The organism is Rhodoferax sediminis (genome assembly GCF_006970865.1).
Lineage (GTDB): Bacteria > Pseudomonadota > Gammaproteobacteria > Burkholderiales > Burkholderiaceae_C > Rhodoferax_A > Rhodoferax_A sediminis.
The window spans coordinates 1,959,798-1,979,920 of the sequence record NZ_CP035503.1; the positions used below are offsets into that span (position 1 = coordinate 1,959,798).

General features: G+C 65.8%; 18 protein-coding genes. 10 read left to right on the forward strand and 8 right to left on the reverse strand.

Translation table 11 applies throughout. The features are described 5' to 3' along the window. Positions 1-26 precede the first annotated feature (26 nt). The 6 genes from pstC (at position 27) to phoR (ending at position 5,720) form a co-directional block, all read left to right on the forward strand. The gene (gene pstC / locus EUB48_RS09450; protein ID WP_420821442.1) at positions 27-1,058 is read left to right on the forward strand and encodes a phosphate ABC transporter permease PstC; all 1,032 of its coding nucleotides are present in this window, start codon (positions 27-29) and stop codon (positions 1,056-1,058) included. Continuing rightward, complete coding sequence (pstA, locus tag EUB48_RS09455) at positions 1,055-1,918, forward strand: phosphate ABC transporter permease PstA (RefSeq protein WP_142818638.1); 864 nt, start codon at positions 1,055-1,057, stop codon at positions 1,916-1,918. Before pstC ends, pstA begins: the two co-directional genes overlap by 4 nt. A gap of 48 nt (positions 1,919-1,966) precedes the next feature. Further along, positions 1,967-2,737, forward strand: a complete 771-nt coding sequence (gene pstB / locus EUB48_RS09460; RefSeq protein ID WP_142818639.1) for a phosphate ABC transporter ATP-binding protein PstB — start codon at positions 1,967-1,969, stop codon at positions 2,735-2,737. Between the two features lie 17 nt (positions 2,738-2,754). After that, entirely contained in the window at positions 2,755-3,456 is a 702-nt protein-coding gene (phoU, locus tag EUB48_RS09465) for a phosphate signaling complex protein PhoU (protein ID WP_142818640.1), read from the forward strand. An 85-nt stretch (positions 3,457-3,541) separates the two neighbouring features. Continuing rightward, positions 3,542-4,252 (forward strand): phosphate regulon transcriptional regulator PhoB, encoded by a 711-nt coding sequence (gene phoB, locus EUB48_RS09470; RefSeq protein WP_142818641.1) that lies wholly within the window; start codon positions 3,542-3,544, stop codon positions 4,250-4,252. A gap of 61 nt (positions 4,253-4,313) precedes the next feature. Next, positions 4,314-5,720 carry a phosphate regulon sensor histidine kinase PhoR gene (phoR, locus tag EUB48_RS09475; RefSeq protein ID WP_142818642.1) on the forward strand — a complete coding sequence of 469 codons (1,407 nt, stop codon included), beginning with the start codon at positions 4,314-4,316 and terminating at the stop codon, positions 5,718-5,720. Here phoR and EUB48_RS09480 read toward each other — a convergent pair. The 5 genes from EUB48_RS09480 to trxA all read right to left on the reverse strand — a co-directional run bounded on the left by EUB48_RS09480 (position 5,632) and on the right by trxA (position 11,000). Continuing rightward, the gene (locus tag EUB48_RS09480; RefSeq protein ID WP_142818643.1) at positions 5,632-7,011 is read right to left on the reverse strand and encodes an MATE family efflux transporter; all 1,380 of its coding nucleotides are present in this window, start codon (positions 7,009-7,011) and stop codon (positions 5,632-5,634) included. The two genes, phoR and EUB48_RS09480, sit on opposite strands and share 89 nt — an antisense overlap. Beyond that, positions 7,012-8,712: a hypothetical protein gene (locus tag EUB48_RS09485; RefSeq protein WP_142818644.1), complete on the reverse strand. Its 1,701-nt coding sequence runs from the start codon at positions 8,710-8,712 to the stop codon at positions 7,012-7,014. A gap of 110 nt (positions 8,713-8,822) precedes the next feature. Next, positions 8,823-9,080 (reverse strand): type B 50S ribosomal protein L31, encoded by a 258-nt coding sequence (locus EUB48_RS09490; protein WP_077562844.1) that lies wholly within the window; start codon positions 9,078-9,080, stop codon positions 8,823-8,825. Positions 9,081-9,221: 141 nt separating this feature from the next. Next, the gene (gene rho, locus EUB48_RS09495; protein WP_077562843.1) at positions 9,222-10,484 is read right to left on the reverse strand and encodes a transcription termination factor Rho; all 1,263 of its coding nucleotides are present in this window, start codon (positions 10,482-10,484) and stop codon (positions 9,222-9,224) included. A 183-nt stretch (positions 10,485-10,667) separates the two neighbouring features. Then, positions 10,668-11,000, reverse strand: coding sequence for a thioredoxin TrxA (gene trxA, locus EUB48_RS09500; protein WP_142818645.1), 333 nt, complete (start codon positions 10,998-11,000; stop codon positions 10,668-10,670). 86 nt (positions 11,001-11,086) lie between these two features. Here trxA and EUB48_RS09505 point away from each other — a divergent pair, with 86 nt between their 5' ends. The 4 genes from EUB48_RS09505 (at position 11,087) to EUB48_RS09520 (ending at position 18,690) form a co-directional block, all read left to right on the forward strand. After that, the gene (locus EUB48_RS09505) at positions 11,087-13,720 is read left to right on the forward strand and encodes a PD-(D/E)XK nuclease family protein (protein WP_210411720.1); all 2,634 of its coding nucleotides are present in this window, start codon (positions 11,087-11,089) and stop codon (positions 13,718-13,720) included. Continuing rightward, positions 13,717-17,046, forward strand: a complete 3,330-nt coding sequence (locus EUB48_RS09510) for a UvrD-helicase domain-containing protein (RefSeq protein WP_142818646.1) — start codon at positions 13,717-13,719, stop codon at positions 17,044-17,046. Before EUB48_RS09505 ends, EUB48_RS09510 begins: the two co-directional genes overlap by 4 nt. Further along, entirely contained in the window at positions 17,047-18,309 is a 1,263-nt protein-coding gene (locus EUB48_RS09515) for a TIGR03862 family flavoprotein (RefSeq protein WP_142818647.1), read from the forward strand. It begins immediately after the preceding gene. Between the two features lie 144 nt (positions 18,310-18,453). Beyond that, positions 18,454-18,690 carry a hypothetical protein gene (locus tag EUB48_RS09520; protein WP_142818648.1) on the forward strand — a complete coding sequence of 79 codons (237 nt, stop codon included), beginning with the start codon at positions 18,454-18,456 and terminating at the stop codon, positions 18,688-18,690. A gap of 23 nt (positions 18,691-18,713) precedes the next feature. On the opposite strand, the gene EUB48_RS09525 is transcribed toward EUB48_RS09520, so the two are convergent. The 3 genes from EUB48_RS09525 to EUB48_RS09535 all read right to left on the reverse strand — a co-directional run bounded on the left by EUB48_RS09525 (position 18,714) and on the right by EUB48_RS09535 (position 20,122). Continuing rightward, positions 18,714-19,226, reverse strand: a complete 513-nt coding sequence (locus EUB48_RS09525; protein ID WP_210411721.1) for an SHOCT domain-containing protein — start codon at positions 19,224-19,226, stop codon at positions 18,714-18,716. 206 nt (positions 19,227-19,432) lie between these two features. Further along, entirely contained in the window at positions 19,433-19,714 is a 282-nt protein-coding gene (locus EUB48_RS09530) for a BrnA antitoxin family protein (protein ID WP_142818649.1), read from the reverse strand. 33 nt (positions 19,715-19,747) lie between these two features. Continuing rightward, positions 19,748-20,122, reverse strand: a complete 375-nt coding sequence (locus tag EUB48_RS09535; RefSeq protein ID WP_210411722.1) for an MliC family protein — start codon at positions 20,120-20,122, stop codon at positions 19,748-19,750. Position 20,123: the final 1 nt, after the last annotated feature.

A 20,123-nucleotide genomic window follows, 5' to 3' on the forward strand; every position in this document is an offset into this window, starting at 1 on the left:
GCTTCATGGCGCAAGGGGTGTTCCACGTGTCCTCTACACTTCCGGTAAACGAAGCTCCCTTCGACCTTGCCGCCAAGGTCACTCCACGCGCCATGATCCGTCCACCGCCCCATCCATTGGCCCGCTCGGGCCCCCTGCTGGACCGGCTGTTCGGCTGGACTGCCGCGGGTGCCGCCTGGTTGACCCTGAGCTTGCTGCTTGGCATTCTGGTGTCGCTGGTGATTGGCGCGTGGCCTGCCATCGAAAAGTACGGTCTTGGTTTTTTGACCAGCACCGTCTGGGACCCGGTGAAGAACGAGTATGGCGGGCTGGTCATGATCTATGGCACGCTGGCCACCTCGCTGATCGCGCTCGTGATTGCCGTGCCTGTCAGCTTCGGCATTGCCCTGTTTCTGACGGAGCTGTCACCGGCCTGGCTCAAGCGACCGCTGGGGACCGCGATCGAGTTGCTGGCCGCCGTGCCCTCCATTGTGTACGGTATGTGGGGGCTGCTGGTGTTCAGCCCGATTCTGGCTACCTATGTGCAGCAGCCCCTGCAGACCCTGTTCGCCGGCGTGCCCTACCTGGGGGCCCTGTTTTCGGGGCCGCCGGTGGGTATCGGTATTTTGTCGGCGGGCATCATCCTGGCGATCATGATCATCCCCTTCATCGCGGCGGTGATGCGCGACGTGTTCGAGGTCACCCCGGTTCTGCTCAAGGAATCGGCCTACGGTCTGGGGGCGACGACCTGGGAGGTGGTGTTCAAGGTGGTGCTTCCCTACACCAAGGCTGGCGTGATGGGCGGCATCATGCTCGGGCTGGGGCGAGCACTGGGCGAGACCATGGCGGTGACCTTCGTGATCGGCAACTTCAACCAGCTCGATTCGCTGAGTTTGTTCCAGGCGGCCAACAGCATCACCTCGGCGCTGGCCAATGAATTCGCCGAAGCCACTCCGGGCCTGCACCAGGCGGCCCTGATTTATCTGGGGCTGGTCCTGTTCTTCATCACGTTTGTCGTGCTGGCCCTGTCCAAGGTACTGCTGGCGCGGCTGCGAAAGAATGAAGGAACCCGAGCATGAACGGCCTCCAGCAGCGGGATGTGCGCCTGGTCAAATTTGCGCGGCGCAAGCGGGTCAACCGGATTGCGCTGACCCTGTCGCTGGCGGCGATGGCGTTTGGCCTGTTCTGGCTGTTCTGGATATTGCTGGAAACGGTGCGCCTGGGCGTCGGTGGACTGGTGCTGGCCACGTTCACCGAAATGACACCTCCCCCCAACGAGGCTGGGGGCCTCGCGAACGCCATCTACGGCTCGCTGGTCATGGTTACTGCGGCCACCTTTATCGGCACACCCGTTGGCATCATGGCTGGCATCTATCTGGCCGAGTACAACCCCAAGGGCTGGCTCGCGTCGGTCACGCGATTTGTCAACGATATTTTGCTGTCGGCGCCGTCCATCGTCATCGGCCTTTTTATCTACGCCGTCGTCGTGGCCCGCTTCAAGTCATTTTCCGGCTGGGCCGGTGCGCTGGCGCTGGCGCTGATCGTGATTCCGGTGGTGATTCGCACGACAGAGAACATGCTGCAACTGGTGCCGGCAGGCTTGCGTGAAGCCGCCTATGCGCTGGGCGCGCCCAAGTGGAAGGTAATTCTCGGCATCACCCTGCGGGCGGCGCGCGCCGGGGTGGTGACGGGCGTCCTGCTCGCGGTGGCACGCGTTGCCGGAGAGACGGCGCCGCTGTTGTTTACGGCGCTGAGCAACCAGTTCTGGACCTCTGACTTGAGCCAGCCCATGGCCAGCCTGCCGGTCACCATTTACAAGTTCGCCATGAGTCCCTACGAGAACTGGCAGAAACTGGCGTGGGCCGGCGTGTTCCTGATCACGGTGGCGGTGCTGGGGCTCAACATTCTGGCGCGCGTCATGACACGCAGCAAGCAGTGATACCCGCGAGCTCCCGAATCTCACCATCAAAATAGAGCAAGACAGACCATGACGACGCCCCAGGAAAAATCGAAAATTTCGGTCAGGAACCTGAACTTTTATTACGGCAAATTCCACGCTCTCAAGGACATCAACCTGGAAGTTCCGGAGAAGAAGGTGACCTCGTTCATCGGCCCGTCGGGCTGCGGCAAATCGACCCTGCTGCGCGTCTTCAACCGCATGTACGCGCTCTACCCCGAGCAGCGCGCCGAGGGGCAGATCATGCTCGACGGCGAGGATTTGCTGACCTCGCGGCAGGACGTGGCCCTGCTGCGCGCCAAGGTGGGCATGGTGTTTCAGAAGCCGACGCCGTTCCCCATGTCGATTTACAACAACATCGTGTTTGGTGTCAAACTGTTCGAAAATCTCAATGCCGCCGATATGGAAGAGCGCGTCGAATGGGCCTTGCGAAAGGCCGCGCTATGGAGCGAGGTGAAGGACAAGCTGCACCAGAACGGGGCCAGCCTGTCGGGCGGCCAGCAGCAGCGCCTGTGCATCGCGCGCGGGATTGCGATCAAGCCCGAAATTTTGCTGCTCGATGAACCCTGCTCGGCACTCGATCCGATTTCCACTGCCAAAATAGAAGAATTGATTGCCGAACTCAAAAACGACTATACCGTGGTCATCGTGACGCACAACATGCAGCAGGCCGCGCGCTGCAGCGATTACACGGCCTACATGTATCTGGGCAACCTGGTCGAGTTCGGCGCCACCGAAGAGTTGTTTTTCAAGCCCCGGCGCAAAGAGACCGAGGATTACATTACCGGCCGGTTCGGGTGACTATCAAGGAGGCAGTTATGTCCGACAAACACCTTTCAACCCAGTTCGACAGCGAGCTCAACGGCGTTTCCTCGCGCGTGATGGAAATGGGCGGGCTGGCCGAATCCCAGATCCACCAGGCGATCTATGCACTGTCCCAGTTCAGTGCGGAAGCGGCGCAGCAGGTGATCGAGATGGAGCCGCGTGTGAACGCGATGGAGATCGAGATCGACCGCGAGCTGTCGTCCATCATTGCGCGGCGCCAGCCGACGGCGCGCGACCTGCGCCTGCTCATTGCCATCTCCAAGACCACCGCCAACCTGGAGCGGGTCGGCGATGAGGCTGAAAAAATTGCACGCATGGTCAAGTCCATCATCGAGAGCGGCGCGGCGCGCACCCTGCCGTCGTCCGAGTTGCGCGTTGCCGCCGATCTGGCCTCCGGCCTGCTGCGCAAGGCGCTCGATGCATTTGCACGGCTGGACACGGCCGTGGCCGTGACCATCCTGAAGGAAGACGATTTGATCGACCGGGAGTTCGACGGCTTTGTGCGCAAGCTCATCACCTACATGATGGAAGATCCGCGCACGATTTCCGCGAGCCTGGACTTGCTGTTCCTGGCCAAGGCGATCGAGCGCATTGGCGATCACGCCAAGAATATTGCGGAGTTCATCATCTACATCGTGAAGGGCGCGGACGTGCGCCACACCACGATGGAACAAGTCGAATCCGCCGTCCAATGAGCCCCCACGCTGTGCACTGCGTGTCGTCGCTGCCCCCCAAGGGGGCGGCCTCCTTCCTTGGGACGGCCCGGCGCAAGGATGCTCCATGAAGCATCAGCCCCGCGTCCTGATTGTCGAAGACGAGCCCGCGATCGCCGAGCTGATTGCGGTCAACCTGCGGCACAACGGCTTCCGGCCGATCTGGGCCGAGGAGGGCGTCGCCGCCCAGCGCGAACTCGATGCCGTGCTGCCCGACGTGATCCTGCTGGACTGGATGCTGCCGGGGCAAAGCGGTGTGGCGCTGGCACGCCGGTGGCGCGCCAATGCGCGCACCAAGGGCGTTCCGATCCTGATGCTGACGGCGCGCGGCGACGAACCCGACAAGGTGGCGGGGCTCGATGCGGGCGCGGACGACTACATCACCAAGCCCTTTTCGACGCAGGAATTGCTGGCCCGCATCCGTGCCGTGCTGCGCCGCCGCGCTCCCGAGCGGGCCGATGCCAGCATCACGATCGGTGCCCTGGCGCTGGACTCGGCAACGCACCGGGTGTCGTACCAGGGGCAGGCGATCAAGGTCGGTCCCACCGAGTTCAAGCTGCTGAATTACCTCATGAAGCATTGCGAGCGCGTGCACAGCCGCGCGCAGCTGCTGGACAAGGTCTGGGGCGACCACGTGTTCATCGAGGAGCGCACCGTCGACGTGCACGTCAAGCGCTTGCGTGAAGCGCTGGGGGCCGCTGGTGCCATGGTGGAGACCGTGCGCGGCGCCGGCTACCGTCTGACGGCGCAGCCGCAGGTGGCGGCCAGCCAGGCCTGAGCCGCGAGGTCGGCGTTGCCGCGGCAATGCCCGCGCTGTCATCTCCCTTCACAATCGCGCCATGCTGTTTCGTTTTTTCAGCTTCCTGATGCTCCAATTTGCCAGCGCACTGGCGGGGTGGTGGCTGGGTGGCCGCTGGGGTGCGCTGGCCGGCCTGGCGCTGGCGGGCCTGCTCTGGTTTACGCTGGACTTGCTGCGCGGCGCGCGCGTTCTGCGCTGGCTCAAGCAGGGCGAGGCCAGTGGTGCCCCCGCGCTGCGCGGCCTGTGGGGGGAAGTGTCGGACCGGACCCGGCGCCTGTTGCGCCAGCGCGAGCAGCAAACCCAGGACAGCCAGGCACGCCTGCAGGAGTTTTTGGCGGCGATCCAGGCGTCGCCCAACGGAGTGGTGCTGCTGGACAAGACGGGCTGCATTGAATGGTGCAACCAGATCGCGGCCGAGCAGTTTGGTTTCGACGCGCAGCGCGATGTTCTTCAGCAGATCGGCAATCTGGTGCGCGACCCGGCCTTTGCTGCCTATTACACCGGGGGTGACTACGCACACGAAATCACCATTGCGGGGCCGGGCAGCACGCCGTCGCGGCCGATACGGGTGTCTATCCACCTGCATCCCTACGGCGAAGGCCGCAAGCTGCTGTTATCGCGCGATGTGACGGCGCTGGAGCAGGCCGAAGCCATGCGCCGGGACTTTGTGGCCAACGTGTCGCACGAGATCCGCACTCCGCTGACCGTGCTCGCCGGCTTTGTCGAGACGCTGCGCACGCTGCCGCTGAACGAGTCCGAGCGTGGCCGCTATCTGGCTCTGATGGCGCAGCAGTCGGAGCGGATGCAGACGCTGGTCAACGATTTGCTGACCCTGTCGCGGCTGGAGGGCAGGCCGCCGCCCGGTGCCGCTGAGTGGACACCGGTGCATTCGCTGCTGGAGCGGTGCCTGCAAGAGGCGCGTACGCTGTCTGCGCTAGTGACTCGCGGCGAGACCGCGGGGCACGAATTGCGCTTTGACCCTGCGCCGAGCCCGCGCAGCATGGGCGAGATTGCGGGCGCGCCGAATGAACTGCACAGCGCCCTGTCGAACCTGCTGAACAATGCCGTGCGCTACACGCCCGCGGGCGGCGTCATCGAGGTCCAGTGGCGGGTGCTGCCTGACGGGCGGGCCGAGTTTTCGGTGAAAGACTCCGGACCGGGCATCGCACCCGAGCATATTCCGCGCCTGACCGAGCGCTTCTACCGCATCGATCGCAGCCGCTCGCGCGAGACGGGGGGTACCGGACTCGGCCTGGCGATCGTCAAACATGTCGCGCAGCGGCACGGCGCCGAGCTGCGCATCGACAGCACGCCGGGGCTGGGCTCCACGTTTTCGATTATTTTTCCTGCCAGCCGCATCAAGGGGCCGGGCGGCGAGGCGCCTGCGCCTGCGCCTGCCGCGCCGCCGGTCGCCGCACGGCCCGCCACAGAATCGCTGCAAAAATAGTCGCGGTCAGGGCCAGCGCGATCGCGCTGGTCGCCCAAAACGTGATAGGCGATGCGATGGCGTGGACCGCACCGACACCGTGGTATGCCAGCAGGTAGCCGCCCGTCAGTCCCAATCCCCACAAGAGCACGCAATACACCAGCAGCGGCGCCACGGTCACGCGATAGCAGCGCAGCACAAACACGCACAGGGTCTGGACCGCGTCGGCCAGGTGGTAGGCGGCGACCCAGGCGAGCAGGGCGCTGGCCAGCGCAATCACGGCCGGGTTGCGCGCATAGATTTCCGCTACCTCCCCGCGCGCTATGAAAAGAATAGTGGACAGTGCAATAGCCATCAGGGCTACAAGCCTAAAACCCATGCGAATGGCGGCGCGGGCGCGACGCGGGTCGCCGGCCCCGAGCCAGTAGCTCGTGCGCGCGCTGGTGGCAATGGCGATCGACAGCGGCATCATGTACAGCACGGCCGCCAGGTTGGCCGCGATCTGGTGGCTGGCTGCGGCCGCCGTGCCCTGGCGGGCGATGAACAGCGCCATCAGCGTGAACGAGGTGATCTCCACCAAAATGGCCAACCCGCCCGGAATGCCCAGCCGCGCAAACTCGCCGATCTGCCGCCAGTCGGGCCGCTCCAGCCGTTGCCAGATGCGGTAGGGCAGGTAGAAGTCCTGGGTGCGCAGCAGCCACAGTGCCAGCGCCAGCATGGCGTAGTTCACGACCAGGGTGGCCCAGGCACAACCGACCACGCCTTGCGGCGCCAGGCCCAGGCCGCCAAAGGCAAACCAGATGGAGAGCGGCACCTTGACGAACAATGAACCGATTTGCAGCCAGGTCACGAGCTGGGGCTTGCCCAGGCTCTGGTTCAGCGTGCTGTAGATGCGAAACAGCAGGGAAGGGGCCAGCGCGAGGGCGAGCACGCCCAGATAGCGCTGCACTTCAACCTGCAGTGCGGCGGGCACCTCGGTCCAGCGCAGCACCGCGTCCGGAGACAGCAGGGCCGCCATCCCCACCACGATGGTGATGGCGCACAGGTACAGTGCCTGGCGCAGCGAGCGGCCTACGTCGGCCAGGCGGCGCGCGCCATGCTGTTCGGCCCAGACCGGCAGCAGTGCCTGCATGACACCCATCAAGGCCACGTAGACACTGATGTAGATGGCAGAGCCCACCGACAGCGCGGCCAGCGAAGTCTCGGAATAGCGCCCGGCCACGATGGTGTCGGTCACGCCGAACGCCATGACGGCCAGCTGGCCCACCAGCACGGTGACGGCGTGCCGGATGATGACTTTCAGTTCGGGCACTTACGGTCGGGCACGCTTGTAGAGCAGCACATTCTCGTTGTCGTCCGAGGGGCGGCGGAAGATGCCCTGCGGGGTCCATTGCTTGAGGTTCACGGACTTGTGCAGCGTGTCGCGCGCATCGGCGTCGACCACCAGCCAGGGACACTGCGCCTGCATCGTGGCATTTTTGAGGTTCAGGTGGCCGTGGTACTGGAAGGCCGTGATCTGGCCGCGGCTCAGTCCATAGACTTCGACGCATTCCGGCTGGTTGATGACGCTCACGACCCGCCCCACCAGCGCGTGGTAGCTGCGCGCGAAGTCCAGCACCGGCAGCCACAGCGTCATCAACAGCAGCCAGCTCAGCGCGGTACCGCCGGCCGGCAATACCAGGCTTTTCCAGATCGCGGCGCGGTTTCTGCCTACCCGCCACTTCACCAGCCAGGCCCAGGTCAGGGTGGCGGCCAGTGCGGCCAGAAATGCCGGCAGCGAGAAGCTGGGTTCAAACCCGGGCGCCAGCCGCGCCACGTTGGCGGCGGGCTGCTTCGGGAAGCCGGTTTGCATCGAAATCCAGATTACCCAGATGATGATGGCCGAGCCCGTAAAAAAGAGCAGCGTGAACCAGTCGATCAACGCCGTGACACTGCGCTTGAGCGTGGGCAGCGCGAACGCGGCCAGTGTCGCCAGCGCCGGCATCCCCAGCATCAGGGCGCGGTCGGCGGGCCGCGTGATGGTCATGGCGCCCACCGAGACGAGCACAAACCACAGCGGCTGGGCCAGGTGCCGGCTGAGCTGGCGACTGGCCAGTTGCCGGCGCCAGCGCCACAGCGTCCACAAGGCCAGCGGCCAGGCCGGCCAGGTAAACCACAGCAGCAGCCGGGCCAGGTTGCGCCATTCCACCCAGCGACTCTCGGGGAGGGTGGCGCGCCAGTGCCACAGGTCCAGCCACGCTGCCAGCCAGCCAGCCAGCAGGGTCACCACGACGATGCCGCAGGCCCAGAAAATGCTGCGCCGGCGCGCGTCATGGTTTTCATCCGGCTCGACCAGGCACAGCAGCGCGCTGCCCGCCGCGAAGAGCGTGGCCATCGCGGGTGCGCCGCTCGCCACCAGTCCGGCCATGCCCACAGTCAAACCAATGGCGGGCGCCACCGTGCGATAAGGGGCTGCCGCCACGGCATAAAAGGTCAGCGCGGTAAAGCAGACCTGCGTCAGGGCGGGCGTGATTTCGTGTGACAGCTGCGCCAGCCCAAGGCAGGCCATCAGCGCCAGCAGACCCCCGTCAGCCATGGCCCGGGCGTAGTCGGTCGGTTTGGCCTCGCCGCCAAATGCAAACGCCACCGGCTGGGCCTGCGTGCTGCGCGCCAGGTAGTACACGCCGTACCAGGTCGCGACCAGGGTCAGCGCCAGCAAAAACACAAACGGGATGCGGGCCGCGAAGGCCGGTGTGATCCAGCCTGGAGCCGCCTGCAAGGCCCAGGCGCCGAGCCAGTACGGCAGGGGTCCGTCAGTCTCCGGCGGCAGCCCGAGCAGCTGCGGATGCAGCCAGCCGCTGGCGCCGTGCGCCAGCTCCAGCATGTAGCCGAATGACGTCATGTCGGCGCTTTTCCAGGGCTCGCGGCCGATGAAGCCGGGCAGCACGTAGGCGGCGCAAAACAGCAGCAGCGCGATGCGCGGCAGGCGACGCACGGCGCCCTGGGCAACGATGGCGGGGGTCGGCTGGTTCACGCGAGGAGGATGCGGTGCTAAAAATCAGGGGCTGGTGTGCAAAAACAAAAGGGCAGCGCGGTAACCCGGGCTGCCCTTTGGCGGACGTACAGCGAAAACCTGCGGCCGAATTACTTGGCGGCGGTCTTGCCGAAACGGTTGCGGAAGCGCTCGACGCGGCCACCCATGTTGTCCACCGACTTTTGCGTGCCCGTGTAGAAGGGGTGCGATTCGCTCGAGGTGTCGAGCTTGTACAGCGGCAGTTCGCGGCCGTCGTCCATCTTGATGGTTTCCTTCGTGTTGGCGCACGAGCGCGTCACGAACTTGAAACCGTTGGACAGGTCCACGAAGCAGATTTCGCGGTAGCTGGGGTGAATGCCTTCTTTCATGTTCTTTCCTTTTCAGTTGCGACAGCCGCCCGGTGCCTCGCGCAAACCCCTTGCGCAATATAAAAACCAGGTACTTTTCGCGTTAGCCTTAAATTATCGCATGAAATCCGGATCCGCCGGCCCATCGCGGGCCGCGCTGCTTCAGCCGCCGCGGCGCATCATGTCGAAGAAATCGACATTGGATTTGGTGGCCTTCATGTTCTTGAGCATGAGCTCCATCGACTCGATCTCGTCCATGTTGAACAGGAATTGGCGAAGAATGCGGGTTTTTTGCAGGATTTCGGGGGCCAGCAGCAATTCTTCGCGGCGCGTGCCGCTGCGATTGAGCTGGATCGCGGGGAACACGCGCTTTTCGTACAGGCGCCGGTCCAGGTGCAGTTCGGAGTTGCCGGTGCCCTTGAACTCCTCAAAAATCACCTCGTCCATGCGGCTGCCGGTATCCACCAGCGCCGTGGCGATGATGGTCAGCGAGCCGCCTTCTTCCACATTGCGGGCCGCGCCAAAAAAGCGCTTGGGCCGCTGCAGTGCGTTGGAGTCGACGCCGCCTGACAGTACCTTGCCGCTGGACGGCACCACGTTGTTGTAGGCGCGCGCCAGCCGGGTGATCGAGTCGAGCAGGATGACCACGTCTTTTTTGAGTTCGACCAGGCGCTTGGCGCGCTCGATCACCATTTCGGCCACGTGCACGTGGCGCGCGGCCGGCTCGTCGAAGGTCGAGGCGATCACCTCGCCCTTGACCGAACGCTGCATCTCGGTCACTTCCTCGGGGCGCTCATCGACCAGCAGCACCATCATGTGCACGTCCGGGTAGTTGGCCGCGATCGCGTGGGCGATGTGCTGCATCATCACGGTCTTGCCGCTCTTGGGCGGCGCCACGATCAGCGCGCGCTGGCCGCGCCCGATCGGGGCGATGATGTCGATGATGCGCCCGGTGATGTTTTCTTCGCCCTTGATGTCGCGCTCGAGCTTCATCTGCTCCTTCGGGAACAGCGGCGTCAGGGCTTCGAACATGACCTTGTGCTTGTTCTCTTCGGGGCCGCCCCCGTTCACCTTGTCGAGCTTGTTCAGGGCAAAGTAGCGCTCGCCGTCTTTCGGTGTACGCACTTCGCCTTCGATCATGTCGCCGGTGTGCAGATTGAAGCGGCGCACCTGGCTCGGGCTGATGTAGATGTCGTCGGTGCTGGCGGTGTAGCTGGTGTCCGGGCTGCGCAAGAAGCCAAAGCCGTCGGGCAGGATCTCGAGCACGCCGTCGGCAATCACCTGCTCGCCGGCGCGCGCGCGCTTCTTGATGATGGCAAACATCAGTTCCTGCTTGCGCATGCGGCCGGTGTTCTCAATCTCCAGCTCTTCAGCCTGTTTGAGGACTTCAGACACGTGCAGTGCCTTGAGTTCGTTTAAGTGCATGGGGGGACTCCGTTCAGGAGTATTTGACAAAAATAGGGGGATTTGAAAGGAGGCTGGGTGTGCCTCACAAACCGGGAACTCGAACCAAGCCGCGTGGGTGTGCGAATTGGTGAACTGGGGAGATTATGACAGGAAAAACGATAGCAGCCCCAAGCGCGGTGCCGGGGCTGCCGGGGAAAAGACTCAGGCGAGTTGCTGATCGATAAAGGCCGTCATCTGCGCCTTGCTCATGGCGCCGACCTTGGTGGCGGCGAGTTGGCCGCCCTTGAACACCATCAGCGTGGGGATGCCGCGGATGCCGAATTTGGCCGGAATGTCGCGGTTTTCATCCACGTTCATCTTGGCGATCTGCAGCTTGCCTTCATAGGCCGCGGACACTTCGTCCAGGATCGGCGCCAGCATCTTGCAGGGGCCGCACCATTCGGCCCAGTAGTCCACCAGCACCGGCTTGTCGGATTGCAGGACCTCGGCTTCAAAAGTGGCATCGGAGATATGTTTGATCAGTTCGCTGGCCATGGCGTGTTCCTTGTTGGATGGGATGTACCGCTAAAGTGGAGGCATTGTGACAGAAAGCAAGCAAAATGACCGGGGACGCGGACTCTATGAACGTGATAGCAAAAAGCCATGAATCCGCGCTGGCGCCAGGGCATCCGGTGCGCGCGCTGTGGCTCGATCCGCAAGACGGGCTGATCGCCAGAATCGCCGCGGCGATCGAGCACTGCACGGCGCAACCGGCGCTGCACCCGGTGCAGACCGTGGTCCTGCTGCCCTACGCGCAGCTCATGCCGCTGGCGCAAACACTCTGGTCGCAAGTGATGCAAGGCGGCTTCGCGCCGCGCTTTGAAACCACCCGCAACTGGGCCCGCAGCATGACAGGCTTCATGCCCGGGCCGGACGACATCACGTTCGATGCGGCGCGCGACGGGCTCACCGCGCAAACCCTGCTGGAGCGCGCTGGGCTGGGCGCGCAGCGCGACGCCCTGGCGGGCCGGCTGGTCGAGTCCGCGCAGCAGCTGGCCGCACTGGTCGCCGCCGTTGCGCCGGTGCAACGGCCGGCCTGGGTGGCCCGCGCGCGCGCCGTGGTGGCCTCGGGGCTGGACGCCCCGGTGCTGGCGCTGGAGTCGGCCGTGGCCCGCGTGGCGCTGGAATGGGCCGCGGCCTCCAGCTACGCCACCGATGCGCTGTTCGCGGCGGTGACTGCCGATGCCGCTGGCGGCGCCGGGCTGGATTGCCTGGTCGTGCTGGAGGGCTTTCAGGCCGAGCCGCTGGCGCAGGCGCTGCAGGCGCAGATGGGCGACAAGGCGTGCTCCACCGCGCTACCGGCGCAGGCAGCCCGCGGCAGCATCGCGCTGCATGCGGCGCGTGACCTCGAGGACGAAGCCCAGCGCGCGGCCGCCTGCGTGCTGCGCCACGTCGAGGCCGGGCGCACGCCGGTGGCGCTGGCCGCCACCGACCGCGTACTGACGCGCCGCGTGCGCGCCATGCTGGACACGCAGGGCATCGCGATCCGCGACGAGAACGGCTGGACGCTCTCGACCACGCGCGCGGCCGCCCATGTGATGGGCGCGCTGCGGGCCTGCCGCTGGGACGCCAGCAGCGACGCCGTGCTGGACTGGCTGAAGAACGCTCCGGCCTTTGCGCAGGACCCGGTCCTGCTCCTCGAAAAATCGCTGCGGCGCGCTGGCGTGCAGGCCTGGCGGGCGTGGAGTGCGCCCGATCCTCTAGCCAACCCGTCGCAACCCGGGCTCGCGGCGTTGACGGCGCTGACCCTTGAAGTCAACCGCCTGCTGCAAACCCTGCAGCGCGCGCGACCCCTGGTGCAGTGGCTGCAGGGCCTGCATGCGCTCCTGCAGGCCAGCGGGCAGTGGGACTTGCTGGCCGGCGACGCGGCCGGCGACAAGCTGCTGGCCGTGCTGCGCCTGAGTCCGGCGGAGCAGGGCGCGTTCGAACAGTCGCTGGCTCCCACGGCCTGGGCCACGCGGCGGCTGGATCTGGCGCAATTCACGGCCTGGGTCAACGACGCGCTGGAGGCCGCCAAGTTTGTGCCGTCGCACACCAGCCTGGCAGGCGACGAGCAGGTGGTGATTCTGCCCATGTCCCAACTGCTGGCGCGTCCCTTTGCCGCGGTGGTGCTGCCGGGCTGCGACGAGGTGCGCCTGGCGGTCTCGCCCGAGCCGCCGGGGCCATGGACCGCCGCGCAGCGCGCAGCGCTCGCCCTGCCCACGCGTGAGGCGCTGGCGCAGGCCGTGCGCGCCGCCTGGCGCGATGTGCTGCAGACGCCGCACTGCGACGTGCTGTGGCGCCACAGCGACGACACGGGCGAGCCGCTGCTGCCCAGCCCGCTGGTGCAGGAACTGCTGCTGGAGGGGCTTGCGCCCACGGCCATGGACCCGCGCGAGCACCGCGCCGTGTCGTCGCAGCCCGCCCCAAAGCCGCAGCCGATGGCGCCGGCCTTGCCGGTGCAGCGTCTGTCGGCCAGCGCCTATGAGGATCTGCGGCGCTGCCCGTACCGCTTTTTTGCGCTGCGCCAGCTTGGCCTGAAGGAGGCCGACGAGCTCGAGGGCGAAGTTGACAAGCGCGACTTCGGCCTGTGGCTGCATGCGGTGCTCAAAACCTTTCATGAAGCATTAAAAGCGGCTCCAGCCTATGACCTGCCTGCGCGTGTAGCTATGATTAATGCAGCAGCCGAAGAAGTGACCCAAGCCATGCACCTCGGCGAAGACGAGTTCCTGCCGTTCGCCGCCGCGTGGCCGCAGGTGCGGGACGGTTACCTTGACTGGCTGGTCAAACACGAAGCCAGCGGCGCCCGTTTCGAGCAGGCTGAAGTCTGGCAGGAGCAGCCGCTGGGCCCGCTCACGCTGATCGGCCAGATCGACCGCATCGACCAGGACGCGGACGACGCGGTCCTGCTGATCGACTACAAGACCGAGGCCCTGGCCAAGACGCGCGATCGCGTCCGGCAGCCCACCGAGGACACCCAGCTGGCGTTCTATGCCGCGCTGCAGCCGCACGACACGCTGCGCGCCGCCTACCTCAACGTGGGCGAGAAGGGCGCGACCACCGCGGTCGAGCAGCCCGCCGTGGTGCAGGTGCGCGACGCGCTGATCGCCGGCATCCTGCACGACATGCAGCGCATCCGCGAGGCCGCCGCGCTGCCTGCGCTGGGCGAAGGTTCGGCCTGCGACTTCTGCGCCGCGCGCGGCCTGTGCCGCAAAGACTTCTGGGACGCCGCATGAGTACGGAATTGCCTGCTGATCTGGCCTACGAACACAACGGCCGGCGCGTCTCCAGCGCGGCGTTCTACGCCATCGCCTGCGACCCGCGCCGCAGCGTGGCGGTGGAAGCCTGCGCCGGCGCCGGCAAGACCTGGATGCTGGTGTCGCGCATCGTGCGGGCGCTGCTCGATGGCGCACAGGACGGCGACCAGACACGCGTGCGGCCGCACGAAATCCTCGCCATCACCTTCACCAAGAAGGCCGCCGGCGAAATGCGCCAGCGCCTCAACGAGTGGCTGGCCGGATTCGCGCGCGCAACGCCCGGGCAGCTGGAAAAAGAACTGCTGCAGCGCGGCGTCAGCCCGGCCGAAGCCCGCAGCAGCGCCCTGGCGCTAAAAAATCTGTACGCCAACCTGCTGGCCAGCGGCCGGCCGGTGCAGGTCCGCACCTTCCACAGCTGGTTCGCTGCCTTGCTTGGCACCGCGCCGCTGGCCGTGCTGCAGTCGCTCGGCCTGCCCGCCAACTACGAATTGCTGGAGGACGACGCGCAGGCGGTCGGCGAGGTCTGGCGCCGCTTTTACGCGGCCCTGACGAAGTCGCCCGAGGTGCGGCAGGACTACTTTGCGGCGGTGGCCGAGCATGGCCGTTTCCAGACCGAAAAGGCCCTGAGCGCGGCGCTGGCCAAGCGCGTGGAGTTTGCGCTGGCCGATGCGCAGGGCGTGGTGGAGCGATCCGTCCCGCGCTTCGATGCGCTGCTGGCCGGGTTTGCCGGCCTGCAGGAGCCGGAAGATTTGCTGGCCCAGCCCGCGCACCGGCAGCAGTTGCAGGCCGCCGCGCAGGCGTTGGGCCGCGCCAGCGCGCCGACCTTCTCGGCCAAGGGCGCGGAGCTGGAGCAGGCCATCACGGCAGGTGACATGCAGGCGGCCGCCGCGGCCCTGCTGACGCAGAAAGGCGAGCCGCGCAAGTTCAGCGAAAAAGTGGCTGGCATCGAGCAGGTGCGCGCCGCGCAGGAGCTGCTGCTGCGCGTGGCGCAGGCGCGCACGCAGCACGACGCCTGGCTGCACCAGCAGCGCATGGCGCGCCTGATGCGCGTGCTCAGCGCAGAATTCGCTGCCCTCAAGCGCGAGCGCGGCTGGATCGACATGAACGATGTGGAGCGCGCCGCGCTGGTCATGCTCTCCAGCCCGCTGCTCAGCGGCTGGGTGCAGGAGCGTCTCGACGCGCGCATCAAGCATCTGCTGATCGACGAATTCCAGGACACGAATCCGCTGCAATGGCAGGCGCTCAGCAGTTGGCTCAGCGGCTACGCGGGCGCCGGCGGCCACGCGCCCAGCGTCTTCATCGTGGGCGACCCGAAGCAGAGCATCTACCGCTTCCGGCGCGCCGAGCCGCAGGTGTTTCTGGCCGCGCAGGCGTTTGTGGTGGATGGATTGAAAGGCGACCTGCTGAGCTGCGACCACACGCGGCGCAATGCACCCGAGGTCATTGCCACCGTCAACCAGGTGATGACCGCGGCGCAGGACGCGGGCGAGTACCTGGGCTTTCGGGCGCACAGCACCGCATCGAACGAGGTGGGTGCGGTGCTCAAGCTGCCGCAGATCCCGCGACCGGGCCGGGAGGAGTCAACGGCGCAAGACGACGACGGCCTGGCGTGGCGCGACAGCCTCACCACGCCGCGCGAACTGCCCGAGGAGACCCTGCGCACGCTCGAGTGCCGCCAGGCCGCGCACTGGCTTGCGCAGCAACTGCGCGGCGGCCTGCAGCCGCAGCACATCATGGTGCTGGCGCGCAAGCGCGACCGGCTCGCGGTGATGCAGGAGGAACTGCGCACGCTTCATATCCCCAGCCAGCAGCCCGAAAAGACCGACTTGGGCGAAGCGCCCGAGGTGCGCGACATCGTGGCGCTGCTCGACGCACTGGTGTCGCCCTCGCACGACCTGTCACTGGCGCAGGCGCTCAAGTCGCCGCTGTTTGGCGTCAGCGATGCCGAGCTGGTGCAGATCGCCATGCTGCAGCGGCAAAGCCGGGCCGATGCGCCTGACGGGTCTGATGCGCGGCAGACCAGCGCGTGGTTCGATCTGCTATCAAAAACAGAGCTGAAAGCGCCCAATGGACAAGGACTTGCGACCGTTTTGATGCAATGGAAGGGCTGGCTCGACAGCCTGCCGCCGCACGATGCGCTGGACCGCATCTACGCCGATGGCGACGTGCTCGCGCGCTTTTGCGCCGCCACGCCGGCCGCGCTGCAGGGCAGCGTGCTGGCGAATCTGCGCGCCGTGCTGTCGGCCGCGCTCGATCTGGGAGGCGGCGCCCGCTACGCCACGCCGTACGCGCTGGTGCGCGCCCTGAAGGCCGGCGGCGTGAAGGCGCCCGCCATGGCCGACGCCAACGCCGTGCGCCTGCTCACCGTGCACGGCGCCAAGGGGCTGGAAGCGCCGCTGGTGCTGCTGCTCGACACCGACGCCGCCGAGCCCGCCGCGCAGACCATGGGCGTGGTGGTGGACTGGCCGGGCGAGGCGGCCGCGCCGCAGAGCTTCATGTTCCTCGCGAGCGAAACCAGCCCGCCGCCGAGCGCCATGGCCGCACTGCAGCTTGAGAAAACGGCCCGGGCGCGCGAGGAACTCAACGGCCTGTACGTGGCCATGACGCGCGCCAAGCAGCGGCTCGTGCTGTCGTCACTGGAGCCCAAAAACGCGAACGCCGGCAGCTGGTGGCAGCGGCTGCAGGCGCTGGCGACGCCCGTCAACGGCGCCGCCGCGGCCCCACCCGACGCGCTCCAGGCGCCCGGCGCGGCGCCGTATTTGTTGCCAATTCTGCCACCAGCCCTTGTGCCACCTGCACAGTCAGCTATCAAAACGGAAGCAGATGGCGCTGGCACTCAAGCGTCCTCGCCCGAATCCCTGATCGGGCAGGCCATGCACCGCCTGCTCGAATGGGCGCCGCTCGGCGCCACCGCGTGCCCCGGCGCGCAGGTGCAATCGGTGGCGCGTGAGTTCGGCCTGGACGCGGCGCAGGCGCAGCAGGCGCTGGAGATGGCGCAGCGCATCCTGCGCGGCGAGGGCGCCTGGGCCTGGAGCCCCGAGGCGGTCGCCTGGCACAGCAACGAAGTGGCGCTGTCCCATGAGGGCGCCAGCCTGCGGCTCGACCGCCTGGTGCGCCGCAAGGACGTGCCCGAGTGGTGGGTGCTCGACTACAAGTCGGCGGCCGAGCCGCAGCGCCGGACCGATAAGGTGGCGCAGCTGCAAACCTACCGCGCCGCCGTGCAGGCCATCTACCCCGATGCCACGGTCAAGGCCGCCTTCATGACCGCACAAGGCACACTCAGGGAAATTACAAGGTTGGATTGAATGAAAAAAGCAGTGGTGGTGGGCGGCGGCCCGGCCGGTTTGATGGCTGCCGAAGTATTGGCGGGCGCGGGCGTCGAGGTGCATGTGTTTGACGCGATGCCCTCGGTGGGCCGCAAGTTTTTGCTGGCCGGCAAGGGCGGGCTGAACCTGACGCATTCCGAGCCGCCCGAAATATTTGTTACGCGCTATGGAGCACGCCAGCCGCAGATCGAGCCGTTGTTAAAAATCTTCGGCGCCGCCGAACTGCGCGACTGGGCCAAGGCGCTCGGCGTTGAGACTTTCGTCGGCACCTCGGGTCGCGTCTTCCCGAAGGACCTGAAAGCCGCGCCGCTGCTGCGCGCCTGGCTGCACCGGCTGCGGGCGGCGGGCGTGCAGTTCCATATGCGGCATCGCTGGACCGGCTGGAGCGAGCAGGGCGATCCAGGCGCCTTGACCTTTGCCACGCCGCAGGACCCGAACCCGGTGCGCGTGCAGGCCGACGCCGTCGTGCTCGCGCTGGGCGGCGCCAGCTGGGCGCGCCTGGGCTCGGACGGCGCGTGGGCGGGTTTGCTCGGTGCGCGCGGCATCAATATCGCGCCCTTGCAGCCCGCCAACTGCGGCTTCGACGTGGGCAGTGCCGGGCGCACCGGATGGACGGACCATTTCAAAACCCGCTTCGCGGGTCAGCCCTTCAAATCGGTGGCCATTGCCTTCACCGACTCGCAGGGCCGCAGCTTCAGCCGCCGCGGCGAATTCGTCGCCACCGCCACGGGTGTGGAGGGCAGCCTGGTGTATGCGGCATCCAGCCTGCTGCGCGACGAGATCGCGGCGCACGGCAGCGCCACCTTCCACCTGGACCTGCTGCCCGACAAAACGCCCGAGCGCGTGCTGGCCGAGGTCGCGCATCCGCGCGGCTCGCGCACGCTCTCCAGCCACCTGAAAAGTCGCCTCGGCCTGGACGGCATCAAGGCCAGCATCCTGCACGAATTGCTCGACAAGAACGAGCTGGCGCAGCCCGCCCGGTTGGCAGAGGCCATCAAGGCCCTGCCAATCCGTCTGGTCGCCGCCCGGCCGATCATTGAAGCCATCAGCACCGCGGGCGGCGTGCCGTTCGAGGCGCTGGATGAGCACTTGATGTTGAAGCAATTGCCCGGTGTGTTCTGCGCCGGCGAAATGCTGGATTGGGAGGCGCCTACCGGCGGTTATTTGATGACGGCCTGTTTTGCGAGTGGGCGGTGGGCGGGGCAGGGGGTCTTACGTTGGGTGGGGCGTGAAGAGGGATGAACTACTATTTGGATTCCTTCTATTTACAGCTCCCGTGTTACTTGAGCTGGGGAAGAGAAGCTCCAGTGATACAGCCGAAGGTCAAATGTCGGATGCGCCTTGAGTTTTCTCGCGACCCGCTATCCAATCATCACAAGGACTGCTATGAATGAGGACGAATACCGGGGACTCGAAAAATTAACTGATCGTGAGTTGTTCGATTTCACGACCGAGACGGCGGGATCGCAGCGTAAGTGGGCCGCCCTGCACCTTCTTGAGCTGCGCAGAAACCGGGTCGTGGCTTCAGCGGCAAAGTGGTCCGCGGCTGCAGCATGTTTTGCGGCGATGGTCGCAGGTATTTCCGCTGTGGTCGCTGTTCTGAGCTACCTGCACAACTCGTAGCAGCGCTCAAATGGGCTGTTTCACTACCTTGACTGAAGCAGCCTAGTCTTTTCCGCCGTGAACTCGGCCTCCGTAAGTACGCCCCGCTTTCTAAGGTCGTCCAGCTTTAGCAATTCCGTATATGTATCGCGGGTGGGATGCTCGCTGACGACCGCCGCCGCGGGAGCCGGCGTGGTCTGATTCCTGATCGTAATTTCCGTCTTCGGAACGTCAGGCGTGAGTTGGCCTCGACGGACCTCTGGATCATCATGGTTGACCACCCGAAATTGGTACTCAATGGAGGCGAAGCAAGCAGGGCAAGGCCTCAGCGGCGTCTCAGAGACGCGGACAGGGACCGCAACTTTGCCGCGCTGAGCCGCGAACTGACTTGCTTCCCGGATGACGTCTGCCTTCATTGCCGCGGCATTCCCGAACACCCCTCCCTTGTCGATCCGGGTGAGCAAGTAAGTATCCGGGCCAAGTTCCGTAATGGGAGGATTCGCCGCGCACCCTGCCACCGCAGCCAGCACGATTGCGATCAATGTGAACCGTTGCATAAGACCCTCCAATTTCATGACAGTATTGCAGGGTACCCAGACAAAATCGTAAGGGAACTGCGAAACATCGTACGATTTTAGATATAAAGCCGATAAAAGTGGGCTCCTCAAAATTCCACTTCCCAGTTCTCAGAACCGACCGCTTTGGGGAACCGAACAGGTCTGGAACAGACACCCCAAAAGCTTTGAGAACGGTGCTGAAGCAGTCAAATACTTCCCCGCTTCAGAGCCAACGCATCGCGCAGCAGGCTGTTCACGCGTGTTTGCCAACCCGGCCCGCTGCTCTTGAGCGCATCCATGACCTCGCCATCCACGCGCATGGTGAGCGCAACCTTGGGGCTTGCCAGTCGCGGGCGTCCGCGCATGGGGCGTAACTCGGCCAGTTGCTGGTCGTTGAGTGGCGGGTTGTCCGGATCGCTAAAGGCTGCGGCCGTGATGACCGCATCTTCCTTTGGCGTTGGCGGTGTGAGCTTAAGTCGCTTGTTCATAGTGGCGGTACTCCCGCATTTTGACCTTGCGCATCATGGTGAGCGCCCTTGCTTCTGGACGCAGCTCTCGATCACGGCGCCCGTGGTGTCATCGGCACTATGGCGCAGCAGCGTGCCTGGTGCGCCGGCGCCGGTGCCCTTGGTCCACCACTCCAGGCCATCGCCGACATAGCGCGCACCGCTGCCGGACACGGCCACATGCATCAGATGCGTCTGCTCCGCATACCGCACGGCAGCCGTGCCATCGGCGCGATAGGCCGCCTCGATGATTCGGCCACTTTCGCAGCGGTAGACAAACGACGCGATCACGGTCGCGGCCTGCCCGGTGCCCTGATGGACACCAGGGGTAGCGCAGCCAGCGAGGGTGGCAGCCATCACGATGGCGGACAGACCCGGCGAGTATCCCATC

Coding starts and splice junctions, on each gene's coding strand:
- pstA (WP_142818638.1), top strand. CDS start 1,055: ATGAACGGCCTCCAGCAGCGGGATGTGCGCCTGGTCAAATTTGCGCGG.
- pstB (WP_142818639.1), top strand. CDS start 1,967: ATGACGACGCCCCAGGAAAAATCGAAAATTTCGGTCAGGAACCTGAAC.
- phoU (WP_142818640.1), top strand. CDS start 2,755: ATGTCCGACAAACACCTTTCAACCCAGTTCGACAGCGAGCTCAACGGC.
- phoB (WP_142818641.1), top strand. CDS start 3,542: ATGAAGCATCAGCCCCGCGTCCTGATTGTCGAAGACGAGCCCGCGATC.
- phoR (WP_142818642.1), top strand. CDS start 4,314: ATGCTGTTTCGTTTTTTCAGCTTCCTGATGCTCCAATTTGCCAGCGCA.
- EUB48_RS09490 (WP_077562844.1), bottom strand. CDS start 9,080: ATGAAAGAAGGCATTCACCCCAGCTACCGCGAAATCTGCTTCGTGGAC.
- rho (WP_077562843.1), bottom strand. CDS start 10,484: ATGCACTTAAACGAACTCAAGGCACTGCACGTGTCTGAAGTCCTCAAA.
- trxA (WP_142818645.1), bottom strand. CDS start 11,000: ATGGCCAGCGAACTGATCAAACATATCTCCGATGCCACTTTTGAAGCC.
- EUB48_RS09505 (WP_210411720.1), top strand. CDS start 11,087: ATGAACGTGATAGCAAAAAGCCATGAATCCGCGCTGGCGCCAGGGCAT.
- EUB48_RS09510 (WP_142818646.1), top strand. CDS start 13,717: ATGAGTACGGAATTGCCTGCTGATCTGGCCTACGAACACAACGGCCGG.
- EUB48_RS09515 (WP_142818647.1), top strand. CDS start 17,047: ATGAAAAAAGCAGTGGTGGTGGGCGGCGGCCCGGCCGGTTTGATGGCT.
- EUB48_RS09520 (WP_142818648.1), top strand. CDS start 18,454: ATGAATGAGGACGAATACCGGGGACTCGAAAAATTAACTGATCGTGAG.
- EUB48_RS09525 (WP_210411721.1), bottom strand. CDS start 19,226: ATGCAACGGTTCACATTGATCGCAATCGTGCTGGCTGCGGTGGCAGGG.
- EUB48_RS09530 (WP_142818649.1), bottom strand. CDS start 19,714: ATGAACAAGCGACTTAAGCTCACACCGCCAACGCCAAAGGAAGATGCG.
- EUB48_RS09535 (WP_210411722.1), bottom strand. CDS start 20,122: ATGGGATACTCGCCGGGTCTGTCCGCCATCGTGATGGCTGCCACCCTC.